General features: G+C 66.0%; 15 protein-coding genes and 1 other RNA gene. 8 read left to right on the top strand and 8 right to left on the bottom strand.

The window, feature by feature from the left end; all coding sequences use genetic code 11:
- Positions 1-338: 338 nt before the first annotated feature.
- Positions 339-941 carry a hypothetical protein gene (locus tag FJ887_RS04140; RefSeq protein ID WP_140954794.1) on the top strand — a complete coding sequence of 201 codons (603 nt, stop codon included), beginning with the start codon at positions 339-341 and terminating at the stop codon, positions 939-941.
- A gap of 507 nt (positions 942-1448) precedes the next feature.
- Here FJ887_RS04140 and ssrA read toward each other — a convergent pair.
- The 8 genes from ssrA to prfB form a co-directional block, all read right to left on the bottom strand.
- Positions 1449-1826, bottom strand: a transfer-messenger RNA (tmRNA) gene (gene ssrA / locus FJ887_RS04135).
- Between the two features lie 129 nt (positions 1827-1955).
- Positions 1956-2426 carry an SsrA-binding protein SmpB gene (smpB, locus tag FJ887_RS04130; RefSeq protein WP_137826747.1) on the bottom strand — a complete coding sequence of 157 codons (471 nt, stop codon included), beginning with the start codon at positions 2424-2426 and terminating at the stop codon, positions 1956-1958.
- A gap of 165 nt (positions 2427-2591) precedes the next feature.
- Entirely contained in the window at positions 2592-3821 is a 1230-nt protein-coding gene (locus FJ887_RS04125) for a peptidoglycan DD-metalloendopeptidase family protein (RefSeq protein WP_137826748.1), read from the bottom strand.
- A gap of 1 nt (position 3822) precedes the next feature.
- Positions 3823-4737 (bottom strand): permease-like cell division protein FtsX, encoded by a 915-nt coding sequence (gene ftsX, locus FJ887_RS04120; protein ID WP_137826749.1) that lies wholly within the window; start codon positions 4735-4737, stop codon positions 3823-3825.
- Positions 4734-5423 carry a cell division ATP-binding protein FtsE gene (gene ftsE, locus FJ887_RS04115; RefSeq protein WP_137826750.1) on the bottom strand — a complete coding sequence of 230 codons (690 nt, stop codon included), beginning with the start codon at positions 5421-5423 and terminating at the stop codon, positions 4734-4736. Before ftsE ends, ftsX begins: the two co-directional genes overlap by 4 nt.
- Positions 5424-5551: 128 nt before the next feature.
- Positions 5552-6010: a nucleotidyl transferase AbiEii/AbiGii toxin family protein gene (locus FJ887_RS04110; protein WP_283202137.1), complete on the bottom strand. Its 459-nt coding sequence runs from the start codon at positions 6008-6010 to the stop codon at positions 5552-5554.
- A gap of 153 nt (positions 6011-6163) precedes the next feature.
- A complete protein-coding gene (locus tag FJ887_RS04105; protein WP_137826752.1) occupies positions 6164-6880 on the bottom strand; it encodes a type IV toxin-antitoxin system AbiEi family antitoxin domain-containing protein in 717 nt (238 codons plus the stop codon).
- A 110-nt stretch (positions 6881-6990) separates the two neighbouring features.
- Complete coding sequence (prfB, locus tag FJ887_RS04100) at positions 6991-8109, bottom strand: peptide chain release factor 2 (RefSeq protein ID WP_137826753.1); 1119 nt, start codon at positions 8107-8109, stop codon at positions 6991-6993.
- Between the two features lie 259 nt (positions 8110-8368).
- Here prfB and FJ887_RS04095 point away from each other — a divergent pair, with 259 nt between their 5' ends.
- From FJ887_RS04095 to FJ887_RS04065, 7 genes are all read left to right on the top strand, one after another.
- Positions 8369-9592, top strand: coding sequence for a TadA family conjugal transfer-associated ATPase (locus FJ887_RS04095; RefSeq protein WP_137826754.1), 1224 nt, complete (start codon positions 8369-8371; stop codon positions 9590-9592).
- Entirely contained in the window at positions 9589-10515 is a 927-nt protein-coding gene (locus FJ887_RS04090) for a type II secretion system F family protein (protein ID WP_137826755.1), read from the top strand. Before FJ887_RS04095 ends, FJ887_RS04090 begins: the two co-directional genes overlap by 4 nt.
- Positions 10515-11444 carry a type II secretion system F family protein gene (locus FJ887_RS04085; RefSeq protein WP_137826756.1) on the top strand — a complete coding sequence of 310 codons (930 nt, stop codon included), beginning with the start codon at positions 10515-10517 and terminating at the stop codon, positions 11442-11444. Before FJ887_RS04090 ends, FJ887_RS04085 begins: the two co-directional genes overlap by 1 nt.
- 77 nt (positions 11445-11521) lie before the next feature.
- Complete coding sequence (locus FJ887_RS04080) at positions 11522-11779, top strand: hypothetical protein (protein ID WP_137826757.1); 258 nt, start codon at positions 11522-11524, stop codon at positions 11777-11779.
- Between the two features lie 113 nt (positions 11780-11892).
- On the top strand, positions 11893-12282 hold the full coding sequence (locus tag FJ887_RS04075) for a TadE/TadG family type IV pilus assembly protein (RefSeq protein ID WP_249356896.1): 390 nt from the start codon (positions 11893-11895) through the stop codon (positions 12280-12282).
- Complete coding sequence (locus tag FJ887_RS04070; protein WP_249356897.1) at positions 12275-12772, top strand: hypothetical protein; 498 nt, start codon at positions 12275-12277, stop codon at positions 12770-12772. The genes FJ887_RS04075 and FJ887_RS04070 overlap by 8 nt, the downstream gene beginning before the upstream one ends.
- Before the next feature lie 13 nt (positions 12773-12785).
- Complete coding sequence (locus FJ887_RS04065) at positions 12786-13235, top strand: pilus assembly protein TadG-related protein (RefSeq protein WP_171007113.1); 450 nt, start codon at positions 12786-12788, stop codon at positions 13233-13235.
- Positions 13236-13305 lie beyond the last annotated feature (70 nt).

The following is a 13305-nucleotide window of genomic DNA, read 5'->3' as shown; positions in this document are numbered from 1 at the left end:
CCCCAAAGTGTCCAATATGTAAGCGACGTGGCTCAACTCGATACGCACCACGCGGCACCAGTTGGACCGGATACGGGTGGTCACCAAGTCCGTGGACGCCCCGTCCACACCAAGGCCGGTGACGTGATCGACACCAGAGCATTGCGCACGATCCGCCCGAGCGTGGATTCCCTCCAGCGGCACGCGTTCGACCACACGAGCGTCTGACCCCACGAACCGGGTGCAGTTGGGAGAGGAATCCGACCGCACCCACCTGGGAGAGATCGGGGTAATCCGACAACGGCCCTTCCCTCCCATAAGGTGTTCCTGTGGGCACCCACTAGACACCAGGAGACAATATGACCCCCATCCGCATTGGCGCGGCCGCTGTAGCCGTTGCCGCACTGACCCTGACCGGTTGCGGCAGCAACGAACCCTCCAACACCCCCGCAACCACACGGGCCGCCGTCCCGTCCGCGACGGAGACACCCGTCACCGACGAGGAAGCTGCCGCCGCGACCACGACCGCCCCGGACGCCGATGGCGTGAAGGAACTCGCCGGGACGGGAGACGAACTGTTCGAGTTCGGGGACCGGGTACGCGCCCCCGACACCGGAATCATCGTCAGCGTCAAGTCCCTCGGACCACAGCCCGTCAGCGACATTGCGGCCACCGACGCGTCCGAAGCCTACGTGTTCGAGGCCACCATCGAAGTCCCGGAAGGGTCACCGTTCAACGCGGAGCCAGCGACCGTGCAGGTCACCGACGCGACCGGAGTTGTTGACGTGGTGATCGACGGCGACAATGACTGGGCCGCGGTCCCCGACTTCGGGACTATCGAGGGCGGGGACTCCAAGACCGTGACCCTCGCCTACGCGATCAGCGACCCGTCGTGGGTGCAGTTCGGGATCGCGCCCAGCTTCGCCCCCGACACCTTCTACTTCGGCGGGGAGAACATCTGATCCCACCGTGTACGGCGCCCGTCTCAGAACTGCCGAGGCGGGGCAAATACTGTTCTGCACGTCATGCCCGAGGCATGTGCGAACGTGGGCGTTGGTACCGGTACTCGCGGGTCTGCACGGTCCTGGGCCTCCGGTTCACGCGCCGAATCCTCTTCGGTACACTGGTCGGCCGCGGACCGATATTCTCTGGCGGTGGTCATGGCGTTCGTCGGGAACACCTTCGACGGTCGGGTGCCGTCGGGCGCGTTGTACCGTGCGCGCAACCGCCCGTTTTTGGTCTCGATGGTGCCGAACTGTCTGGATGCCAGTGTGTCTCCTCGGGTGCCTCCCCGCCCTGGGAGGTGTGTGGTGGCCCGTGGGGGCTGAGTGGGGGCTGAACTACCGCCACCCGTTTCATACTGTTTCATATTAATCGAACGCAAACCACCCGGTCCGTGTCCCGAAATCCCAGCCCAGACACGAAGAAGCCCGGCAACTCAAGGGTCTGAGTCGCCGGGCTCTAATCGAAAGTGGAGATGGCGGGAATCGAACCCGCGTCCGTCGGCAGATTGTCAGGACTTCTCCGGGCGCAGTTCGTGAGGCAGTTTCTTAGGTTCTGGTCATCGCACGAACACGTAGACCAACGAACGGAGTTGGGTAAGAGTCCCTCAGATGCCCCCAACGTGCATCCGAAGCAGTGGCCTCTTAAGCGACGCCAGGATCTAGAGCAGAGGCAACTCTAGGCTGACGGATTCGCAGCTCGCGCTCTATCAGGCAGCGAGGGCGAAATCGGTGCGGTTTTCAGATTTAGCACCTATTGTTTTGCAGAGGACATTAACGAGGTGACTCTGCATTCTCGGCCCGCTTCTCCCGACGCAGTGTCCAACGTCGAAACCGATCATCCCCATATTCTGTTGCCAACCCTGCTCACCGACATCACCTGGACGAACAGGCTCTGCCGCTGGGCAGGAACACCAGCATACTCTCTCAACACCGACCGGGCCAATTGCATTCCCGGGGGGTCCGGTGAAAGGCTCAGAGGTACTGCTTGGACTTCATCGCCCGCTCGGCCTCGCGCTTGTCCTGGGCTTCGCGCAGCGACTGCCGCTTGTCCCAATCGCGCTTGCCGCGGGCCAGAGCGATCTCGACCTTGACCCGGGACCCTTCGAAGTAGAGTTCGAGAGGGATGAGGGTGCGCCCCGATTCCTTGACCTTCTGCGAGATCTTGAGGATCTCCTCCCGGTGGAGCAGCAGCTTGCGCCGGCGCCGGGCCGCGTGGTTCGTCCACGTGCCCTGAAGGTATTCGGGGATGTAGACGTTCTCCAGCCACGCTTCGTTCTGGAAGATGAGCGCGAACCCGTCCGTCAGCGACGCCCTGCCCTCACGCAGCGACTTCACCTCGGTGCCGGTGAGGACGAGGCCGGCCTCCCACGTGTCCTCGATGTGGTAGTCGTGGCGTGCCTTGCGGTTCCTCGCGATGACCTTCTTCCCGGTGTCCTTCGGCATGACCGGCCTCCTCTCTCTCCTCTTGTCCGATGCTCTCGTGTGATGCTCGTGTCCGCTGTGCCCGGTGGGCGGTGCGATGACCGCCACGGACCTGCACACGCAGACCCACCAGTCTATCCCATCTGCAGTTCCGGCGCACCCGCCGTGACCGCCGGAAGAAGCGACTTACGAGATGAACGGCATCGCGTTGACGTAGCCGCCGTTCTCCATGATCTCGAAGTGGAGGTGGCAGCCGGTCGAGGCGCCGGTCGTGCCCGACTGGGAGATGACGTCGCCCTTCTTCACCTTCTGCCCGGCCTTCACGCTCAGGCTCGTGTTGTGGTTGTACGTCGAGGCGATCGACTTGCCGTCAATCTTGCCGTGGGAGATGACGACACGATTGCCGTAGCCTCCGGCCCACCCGGCGCTGACGACGACGCCGTCACCGGCCGCCCGGATCGACGTTCCGCAGGGCACTCCGAAGTCGGTGCCGGTGTGCAGCTTCCGGTTGCCCGTGATCGGGTGGATGCGGTAGCCGAACTGCGAGGTGATCGGGAAGCCCTCGGCGGGGTTGGCGAGGACACCGTCGCCGTAGACGAAGTTGCCCTTCGCCTCCTGCTCCTTCTCCCACTCGCGGACCTCCTTCGCGAGCCGCTCCTGCTCCGCCTTCTCATCGGCGAGCTGCTGCTCGGTCTTGTCCTTGTTGTCCGAGATCGTCTGCTCGGCGTCGTCCTTGGCGGAGATGAGGTTGTTGAGGTCGTCGGCCTTCTTCTTCGCGTCGGCCTGGGCGGCCTCCTTCGCTATGACCGCCTCGGCGGCCTCATCCTTGAGATCCGAGATCTCATCGGTGACCCCGGAAAGGCGCTCCTCGTTGTTCTCATTGAGCGCGCGCTGCTCGGAGAGGTCATCGATCGTGCGCTGCTGGGACCGCACCGCGGAGTCGACGCGGCCGATGCCGCCGTCGGCACTCGTGCCCTCGGCCATCTGGAGCAGCATCGCGAGGTCAGAGGTGATGCCGGAGTTCTGGTACGCCTGCCGACCGATCCGCGCCGCCGCGGTGCGGTTCTTCTCGATCTCGTCCGTGCCCTGCTGGATCTCGTCCTTGAGATCGGACTGCGCGTTCTCCGCCGAGGTCAGACGGGCGGCGAGGTCCTCATCCTTCTGCACCGCCTCGGCGAGGGCGTCGTCAGCCTTCTGGGACGCTTCCTCCGCGGCCGGCAGGGCCTCCTTGGCCTCGTCGCGTTCGGCGATGACCCGGGCGAGGTCCTCGTCGAGGCCCTCGAACTCCTGCTGAAGCTCCTTGACGCGTTCGTCGACCTTGTTCTTGTCGTCGCGCGGATTCGCCGTCGCCGAGGTGACCGGCATGACGACGGCAAGCACAGCAGCCGTGACGAGAAGGGGAAGCCTGCGTTTCATCTCAGACCTTCGTGTACTTGTTGAGTGTGATGAGGGAGGAGGCACCGGCCATGACGATGCCGATGACGAGGAGGATCGGGGCGACGATGAGGACGTCGACGCCGGAGATGAGACTGAACCCGGTCGCCTGGTCCTGCAGCCAGCCGCTCACCCCGAAGTGGACGAGCAGGCCCAGCGAGCCGGCGGCGAGCCCCGCACCGATCGCTGCGGCGATGACGCCTTCGAGGAGGAACGGGAGCTGGATGAAGGAGTTCGAGGCGCCGACGAGGCGCATGATCCCCGTCTCCCTGCGTCTGGCGAACGCGGAGAGGCGGATCGTCGTGGCGATGAGCAGCATCGCGCACAGGAGCATGATGCCGGCGATCGCGATCGCGACGACGGTGGCGACGTTGAGGACCCCGAAGAGGCGGTCGAGGAGCTGATTCTGGTCGACGACCTCTTCGACGCCCTGGGTCGAGGAGAAGTACTCGTTGATGATCTGGTACTGCTCGGCGTCCTTGAGCTTGACCCGGAAGGACTCGTTCATGTCCTCCTCGGGCACGGTGCCCTCGAGGCTCGTGCCCGCGAACTGGTCCTGGAAGCGCTGGTAGGCCTCGGCCTTGTCCTCGAAGTAGACGGTGTCGACGTACGGGGCGAGATCGGAGCTGGAGAGCGCGTCCTCGATGTTCTTCTTCTGCGTGTCGGTGACCTCGCCGTCGACGCAGTTCGTCGCCTCGGAATCCGGCGGGCAGAGGAAGATCGAGACCTGGACGCGGTCGTACCAGTAGTCCTTCATCTGCCCGACCTGCATCTGCAGGAGGATCGCGGCGCCGACGAAGAGGAGGGAGACGAAGGTGACGAGGACGACGGAGAGGACCATCGAGAAGTTCTTCTTCAGGCCCGATCCGACCTCGGAGAGGATGAAGCCGGCTCTCATGAGGCGACTCCGTACGTGCCGTGCTCGACGTCGCGGACGATGCGGCCCTCTTTGAGCTCGATGACGCGCTTGGCCATCCGGTTGACGATCTCCCCGTCGTGCGTGGCCATGAGCACGGTGGTGCCGTTGCGGTTGATCTTCTCGAGCACCGACATGATGTCAGCGCTGGTCACGGGGTCGAGGTTGCCCGTCGGTTCGTCGGCGAGGAGGATCCCCGGCTTGTTGACGACGGCGCGGGCGATCGCGACGCGCTGCTGCTCACCGCCGGAGAGCTCGTACGGGTAGCGCTTCTCCTTGCCGGCCAGGCCCACGGTCTCGAGGACGTCGGGCACGAGCGTCGACATCGACGCCCGTGACTTGCCGATGACCTGGAGGGCGAAGGCGACGTTGGCGAAGACCGTCTTGTTCGGCAGCAGCCGGAAGTCCTGGAACACCGTGCCGATGCCGCGTCGCAGGTAGGGCACTCGCCAGGACGGCATCTTCACCACGGACTTCCCCGCCACGGAGATCCGCCCCTTCGTCGGCACCTCTTCGCGGAGGATGAGGCGGATGACCGTCGACTTGCCCGATCCTGAGGCTCCGACGAGGAACACGAATTCCCCGCGGTCAGCCTCGAACGAGATGGAGTCGAGGGCCGCCCGGGTGCGGGTGTCGTAGGACTTCGAAACGGAGTCGAATGTGATCAAGAGGGTCTTCAATCGTGTCGCGGATGGCTCGGCCGCTTCCACTGTACGTAACAGTTCCGTGATGTGCGCGGAGGCGGCGGGGCGTGTGTTGCGCATCTGATGAAGTTCACAGTCCCACCACGATGCGTTCACCCGCGCCGAGGCGGTGGCGGCGTGGGGTCGGTGCGTTCCCACTCCAAGAGGTCTGGATTCCATCGCTTCGCTGCTGTGGTCTCGGCGAGAGCGTCGTCGATGAACGTCCTGACGAGGTCGACGGCGTCCGAGATCGTCGGATGGCGGCGACAGTGGGTGATCCGTGCCGCTTCGACCGCATACCGCGCACGCCAGTCCTCAGCTGGTATACGACCGGCGATATCATCGTCCGGCAGGCGCCTCAGCCTCATTTCCGCTGCAATGGCCTGCGCCAACGGTCGGCTCTCGAACGCTTGTGTCGAGGCATACGTGACTATATCGACCAAGTCCCTGGACCTGGTCGATCGGCGGCCACCCGAATGCACTTCGGTCATCGCGGCGACCTTGTCCGCAATCTGATCGACCAACGGGTAAAGGCGGAACTGAACACGCGGGCTAGGAACCTGTTCCGGTATTCCATCTGCATCATCGCATCGACAGTGGTGTTGAGAATCAGTGCATGACGCTTTGCCGCCGCGGTGATGGCCTGCAGCACAGCTCGCGGACTCGAGTATTCACTCGTCGCGCTCATGCGACATCCTGCGCAGCCATAGAGGCCCTCTCCCCGATCACTTCGGCCCTGCCGCGGTGATTCGGGACGAGTCGCGGTCGGCGGACAGAGAGGTCAGACGCGCGGCCTCGAGCAGTTCGGCCTCGCGTCGCGACCCGCTGATCAGGAGTCTGAGAAGATCGCTTCCCGATTCGCGGCCGTTCCTACGCGCGAGCGGTTCGAGAAGATCCGATAACTTCTCGAAGTCAATGGAGCCGGGCTCCGCATCAGCGACGACATCGGAGACCAGCGACAGGTCCTCCCGCGATTCGACAAGATCGGCGATGGTTCGCTCAACCGTCGTACACGGCAGTCCTGCGATGATGGCAATGTCGTCATTGCCGATCGATCTACGACGCAGGCGCACCTGCTGCAGTCCGGTGCGCTTCCGCCTGGTCGACACGAACTCGAGCTTGTCGGGAACCATCTGGCCCAGGCCCATGAGCTCTGCAGCGGAGCGGTGAGTGACCGTGAATCCCTCGGGGCCCGCGCCAAGTCGTTCATGGGCGAAGCGTTCGGGCTCAAGAGACAGCCACGCAGCGATCAGTTCGATGTGAGGCCCTGTCGCCCCTTCGAGAGTCGCGTAGACGCCATGTGAGACGCGCTCAATGATGCCCTGACCCGCCAGCCGACTCAGGGCAAGGCGGGAGATGCCCCGCCGCTGCGCCTGGTGCGTGGTAAGAAGACCCTGCTGTTCAGCGGCAAGCTCGAGGACGTCGACAACCGCTTGCGCCATACCCCGATTGTATCTCTATTCGATACATTCGGGGTAGGTCACCGCAAGGACCGTGTCGGTTGCGCTTCAACCTCGGGCACCGAGCTCGCCGAGGCGGTGGCGCGGCGGCGTCACTCCTCCTCGGCGTTCTCCTGCTGCTTGCGCCAGCGGATGCCCGCTTCGATGAGTCCGTCGAGGTCGCCGTCGAAGACGGCCTGGGGGTTGTTGACCTCGTACCCGGTGCGCAGATCCTTGACCATCTGGTAGGGGTGCGTGACGTACGAGCGCATCTGATCGCCCCAGCTCGCCTTGATGTCGCCGGCGAGCTCCTTCTTCTGCGCGGCCTCCTCCTGGCGCTTGCGCTCGAGGAGGCGTGACTGGAGGACGCGCATCGCGGCCTCCTTGTTCTGGATCTGCGACTTCTCGTTCTGCATGCTCACGACGACGCCGGTCGGCAGGTGCGTGATGCGCACGGCGGAGTCCGTCGTGTTGACGGACTGGCCGCCGGGTCCCGAGGACCGGTAGACGTCGATGCGCAGGTCGTTCTCGTCGACCTCGATGTGGTCGGTCGACTCGATGAGCGGGACGACCTCGACGGCGGCGAAGGAGGTCTGGCGGCGGCCCTGATTGTCGAAGGGGCTGATGCGCACGAGGCGATGCGTGCCGGCCTCGACCGACAGCGTGCCGTAGGCGTAGGGGGCGTTGACCTGGATCGTCGCCGACTTGATACCGGCGCCTTCGGCGTAGGAGGTGTCGAGCTCCTGGACATTGTAGCCGCGGCCCTCAGCCCAGCGGATGTACATGCGGATGAGCATCTGCGCCCAATCCGTCGCGTCGTCGCCGCCGGCACCGGAACGGACGGTGACGACCGCCGAGCGCTCATCGTATTCGCCGGAGAGCAGGGTCGAGATCTCGAGCTCGCCGAGCTGATCCTTGAGCTTGGCGATATCGCGTTCGGCTTCGACGAGCGAGTCCGAGTCGCCTTCGGCCTCGGACATCTCGATGAGGAGCTCGGCATCGTCGATGCGCTCTCCGAACTTCTCGAGCTTCTCGAGCGTGCCCTGCTTGTGCGAGAGCTTCGCCGAGGTCTTCTGCGCCGAATCGGGGTCGTCCCAGAACGTCGGAGCCGATGCTTCCTCGGTGAGCTCGGCGACCTCGTCACGCAGAGTCGGCAGGTCGGAGACGTCGAGGATCGCCTGATAGGTGCTGCGGAGGTTGGCGATTTCGGAAGCGTGATCAGTCGTGGCCATAATGCCTCGATTCTAGTCCATGGGACACACGCCGTCGGAACTGCCGACCGCCCGGACGCGGACAGCAGACGGATCAGGACGCACAGCACCTCACCGGAACGCGTCCTTAACTACATCCATGGCATTTCTCTAACACCACCCGAAGTTATCCACAGATTGTGAGAAAGTCTGGATAAATGGGAATTTCGCGGATACATTGACAACCTATTGCCCGCCGCTCACACCGACGGACTCGCCGATCGCCACCGAGGGATTCACTGTGGAAGCCACCGAGGTCATCACCAGCGAGGTCCACAAGAGGATCCGAGACCTCGACGTGGATCCGCGAACCGATGTGCAGCGCTCCCGCGAAGTCATCCGCTCGGTGATCTCCGAGTACGACGAGCGCAGCCTCACCGCTGACCTTCCGCCGCTGACGGACAAAGAGGCGACGTTCCGATTCATCGACAATCAGCTCTCCGGCTACGGAGCTCTTCAGGACTACTTCGAGGACCCCCGGGTCGAGGAGATCTGGATCAACTCGCCGAGCGAGGTCTTCATCGCCGTCGACGGTGTCCACCAGCTCACGACGACGAAGCTGACCGGCGGCGAACTCGATGACCTCATCGAGCGGATGCTGCGCACCTCGGGCCGCCGTGTCGACCTCTCACAGCCCTTCGTCGACGCCATGCTTCCCGACGGCTCCCGGCTCCACGTCGTCCTCCCCGACATCACCCGATCCTCCCCGGCAGTGAACATCCGCAAGTTCATCCAGCGGCCCCGCAACCTCGCCGCCCTCGTCGCCCAGGGATCGCTCACTCCCCCGGCCGCCCGCTTCCTCGACGCCGCCGTGAGCTGCGGGGCGAACATCCTCGTCTCCGGCGCCACCCAGGCAGGGAAAACGACGATGCTCAACGCTCTGGCCGGGTCGATTCCCGCCCGCGAACGCATCGTCAGCTGCGAGGAGGTCTTCGAACTCAACCTCCCCAGCCGCGACTGGGTCCCGATGCAGTGCCGCCAGCCCTCGCTCGAAGGCACCGGTGCCGTGACCCTCCGCGCACTCGTCAAGGAGGCCCTGCGAATGCGCCCGACGCGGATCATCGTCGGAGAGGTCCGGGAAGCCGAGAGCCTCGACCTCCTCGTCGCCCTGAATTCGGGCCTGCCCGGCATGGGCACGATCCATGCGAACTCCGCGCGTGCGGCGATCACGAAGATCTCGACCCTGCCGCTGCTCGCCGGGGCGAACATCTCCTCATCGTTCGTCGTCCCGACGGTGGCGGTGAGCATCGACGTCGTCGTCCACCTGCGCCGCGACAACAGCGGGATCCGCCACGTCGACGAGATCTGCGCCGTGCCCGGCGGAGTCGAAGGCGACGTCATCGAACTCGACACCCTCTTCCATTCCCCGCACGGGACGCTGGTGCGCGGACAGGGATTCGGCCACCTCGGCGAGCGCTTCTCCGCGATCGGCAAGGACCTCCACCAGATCTTGGAAGCGGCATGAGCTACTCGCAGCTGAGCCTGCTCGTGGGAGCCTGCCTCGGCGCGGGACTGCTGCTCATCTGGATGTCCCTGTGGGAGCAGACGGCGAGGCGACGGCAGCAGCGGCGGTGGATCCGCGAACTCGACGACGTGCTCACCGGTGCGGGATTCCCCCGCCTGCGTCCCCTCCACCTGCTCCTCCTCACGATCGCCGTCTTCCTCACCGTCACCGTCGTCGCCACCGTGCTCACCCGCTCGTGGGCGATCGCGCTGTGCTTCGGCCTCTTCGCCTCATGGCTGCCCTACCGGTATCTGCAGCACCGTGCGCGCTCGAAGCAGGTGCTGCGTCGCGAACTCTGGCCCGAGACCCTCGACCATCTCAATTCCGGCGTGCGCGCGGGACTCTCACTGCCCGAAGCGCTGAGTTCGCTCGCCCACCGCGGACCGGAGCCGCTGCGGCCGCTCTTCGAGGTCTTCGCCGAGGAGTACCGTGCGAGCGGCTCGTTCGCGATCGCCCTCGAACGCTTCCGCCAGGTCAGCGCCGACCCCGTCGCCGACCGCATCGTCGCGGCCCTGAGCGTGACCCGGCAGGTCGGCGGCAGCGACCTGGGCACGATGCTGCGGGCTCTCGCCCAGTTCGTCCGCGACGACGCGCGCACCCGCAACGAACTCTCCGCCCGCCAGCAGTGGACCGTCAACGGCGCCCGCTTGGCCGTCGCCGCCCCCTGGGTCGTCCTCGCGTTCCTCTCGACCCGCCCTGAGACCGCTGCGGCCTACAACTCACAAGCCGGGCTCCTTCTGCTCGCCGCCGGATTCGTCGTCTCCCTCCTCGCCTACCAGGCGATGAAGCGGATCGGCCGCCTTCCGCAGGAACCGCGCGTCATCGAGGGCTCCTCCCTGACCCGGTCCCCGTTCCACCGCAGCGCCGAGGCGGGTGAGGCCTGATGATCGACCCGCTCACTCTCCTGCTCCTCGGCACATTCAACGGCGTTGCCCTCACCGTGTTCGTCCTCGCCCTGCCTCCGCTGCGGCGCCCGACCCTGTCGTCGCGGATCGCACCGTACCTGCGCGATCAGGAAGCACTCGTCGACGTCTACGCCCCGCCGACGCCCCGGAAAGAGGGCCTCCTCGGGGCGCTGCGGCAGGCGGCCCTGACGGCGACGACATGGGTGACCTCGCGCATCACCACCGATGCGACCCTCAACCTGCGCATCGGCCGCCTCGGTGGGCGAGCGACGATCGAGCGCTTCCGAACGAATCAGATCCTCAGCATCCTCGTCGGCATGATCGCCGGCGGCGGCCTCGCCGGTCTCATCACCGCACAGCGCGGGTTCTCCGCCATCGTCGTCATCGTCCTCGTCATCAGCGGTGGGGTCGCCGGCCACATCGTCAACGACTGGCGTCTCAGCCAGGCGATCGCCCGCCACGAATCCCGCATCCTCGCCGAGTTCCCCACCGTCGCAGAACTCCTCGCTCTCTCGATCACCGCAGGTGAGGGGATCGTCGAAGCACTCGAGCGGGTGTGCCGGACCTGTTCGGGCGACCTCGTCGACGAACTGCGCACCGCGCTGTCGGCGACCCGGACCGGCACTCCCCTCGTCGAGGCCCTCGACCAGATGGCGACGCGCATCGCGATCCCGGAGATCGTCCAGTTCGTCGACGGACTCGCCGTCTCGATGACCCGCGGCACCCCACTCGCCGAGGTGCTGCGCTCCCAGGCCGCCGACGTCCGCGAGCAGTCGCGGCGGCGTCTCCTCGAACTCTCCGGACGCAAGGAGATCGGCATGCTCATTCCCGTCGTCGTCTTCGTCCTGCCCGTCACCGTGATCTTCGCCGTCTTCCCCTCCCTCGCCGTCCTCGACCTCAGCCCCTGACCGAGGCATCCATCCGCTTTCCGCTCCCCTGCCCGACCTCCCCGCCCACCGACCGTCGCAACGAAGAAGGAGACATGATGTTCCACCGGTTCATGACACACCTGACCCTGCTCACCCTCGGGTGGATCGGCGACGACGTTGCCCCGCCGGGAACCCGACACGGCACCGGCGACGACGGGCACCGCGGCGACCGTCCCGATCGCGGCGATGTGCCCGGCTGGGTGCTCATCACACTGATGACCGCGGGCCTCGTCGTCGCCCTCTGGGCGCTCGCCGGCGAAGCCTTCACCACGATGTTCGAGGACGCGATGAACAAGGTCCGAGGTGCCGGGTGAGCCGAGCACTGCGCGGCGGGTCCCCTGATGCTGCGTCCCCGCCGACGAGTGACGCGGCTACGTCCCCGCCGACGGGTGACGCGGCCGAGGTGGGTGCGGTTTCCGAGGATGGCGTGGTCGGGGGCGCCGACACCGGATCCGCGATCGCGGAGTTCGCCCTCGTCGCGTCTCTGCTCGCCCTCGTTCTCGCCGGCGCCCTGCAGATCGGCCTGGTCATCCACGTCCGCAACACCGTCATCGACTCGGCCATCGCCGGTGCTAGGCAGGCCGGACTCGCCGATCAGACGGCCGGCGACGGCAGGCGGCTGACCGCGGAGCTCATCACGGCCGCGCTCGGCGAACGGTATGCCGAGGCGATCTCCGTCGACACCGAGAGCAACGGGAGCGTCGAGATCGTCGAAGTCCGGGTCCGCACTCCGCTGCCCGTGCTCGGGCTCTGGGGACCCGCCGAGGTGTGGGACCTGCGGGGACGCTCGATCGTCGAGGACATCGACCGTGACTGAACCCGCCGTCCTCCCGTCCCCCGGCCCTGCCGACCCACCGGACGCCTCGGCGGCCGAGTCGCAGGTCAGGTTCGCTCTCCCCGATGCCGGGACTGCGGTCATCGAGTTCATCTTCGCCGCCGTCATCCTCCTCATCCCCGTCGTCTACCTCATGCTCGCGCTCTCCCAGTTGCAGGCGGCCGGGTACGCGACGACCTCGGCGGCAGTGTCGGCCTCCCGGATCGCCGCCCGCGACGCGAACCCCTCACAGCAGCGCGCCGAGGATGTCGCCGCCATGCACTTCGCCGACTTCGGGCTCCGCGATGTCCCTATCACCATCACCTACTCATGTTCAGGACCCTGTGGACGCGCGGGGTCTCTCGTCACCGCTGACGTCGAAACGCGGGTTCCGCTGCCAGGGATCCCCTTGATCTTCGGCTCGGAGAACTCCCCGCACATCACCATGCGTGCCTCGCATTCCGATGTCGTCGCGACCACCGGGAACGGGTGAGCCGGTGATGTCCGTGTCGGCGAGGTCCACCGGTTCCAGTCACCGCCTGGCCGACGAGGGGTCGATCACTCCCCTGGCGATCGGCTTCGTCGTCATCGCGCTCCTCCTCGCGTTCCTCATCGCCGCCCTCACGGACCTGCACATGGCTCGTCGCGAACTCCAGGCGATGGCCGATTCGGCAGCCCTCGCGGCCTCCGACTCGTTCGAACCCGCCCCTGACGGAGAACCCGGACTCGTGTTCTCACCACCGGCGGCACAGCGCGCAGCCGCGCGCTACGTCTCGGCCGTCCCCTCACCCGAAGGACTCGACAACGTCGGCATCCGGGCCGAGGTCGACGGTGAGGCCTCGGTCGTCATCCGCCTGCGCGCCGACTACACCCCCGCGTTGCTCTCCCCCTTCGTTCCCGGGCTCATCGAACTCAGTGCCACCGCCTCGGCGCGAGGATCACTGCGGATCTCATGACAGCGGTGCCCGCGGACTCGCGTGCCCGGACCTGTGGACAGCGGATGGACTCGCGTGCTGTGAGCCTGTG

Origin of the sequence: Brevibacterium sp. XM4083, assembly GCF_006489205.2 — a bacterium.
Classification (GTDB): domain Bacteria; phylum Actinomycetota; class Actinomycetes; order Actinomycetales; family Brevibacteriaceae; genus Brevibacterium.
Note: the sequence above shows the minus strand (reverse complement) of the source record. Positions and strands in the feature narration are given on the sequence as shown.

Coding starts and splice junctions, on each gene's coding strand:
- FJ887_RS04140 (WP_140954794.1), top strand. CDS start 339: ATGACCCCCATCCGCATTGGCGCGGCCGCTGTAGCCGTTGCCGCACTG.
- smpB (WP_137826747.1), bottom strand. CDS start 2,426: ATGCCGAAGGACACCGGGAAGAAGGTCATCGCGAGGAACCGCAAGGCA.
- FJ887_RS04125 (WP_137826748.1), bottom strand. CDS start 3,821: ATGAAACGCAGGCTTCCCCTTCTCGTCACGGCTGCTGTGCTTGCCGTC.
- ftsX (WP_137826749.1), bottom strand. CDS start 4,737: ATGAGAGCCGGCTTCATCCTCTCCGAGGTCGGATCGGGCCTGAAGAAG.
- FJ887_RS04105 (WP_137826752.1), bottom strand. CDS start 6,880: ATGGCGCAAGCGGTTGTCGACGTCCTCGAGCTTGCCGCTGAACAGCAG.
- prfB (WP_137826753.1), bottom strand. CDS start 8,109: ATGGCCACGACTGATCACGCTTCCGAAATCGCCAACCTCCGCAGCACC.
- FJ887_RS04090 (WP_137826755.1), top strand. CDS start 9,589: ATGAGCTACTCGCAGCTGAGCCTGCTCGTGGGAGCCTGCCTCGGCGCG.
- FJ887_RS04085 (WP_137826756.1), top strand. CDS start 10,515: ATGATCGACCCGCTCACTCTCCTGCTCCTCGGCACATTCAACGGCGTT.
- FJ887_RS04080 (WP_137826757.1), top strand. CDS start 11,522: ATGTTCCACCGGTTCATGACACACCTGACCCTGCTCACCCTCGGGTGG.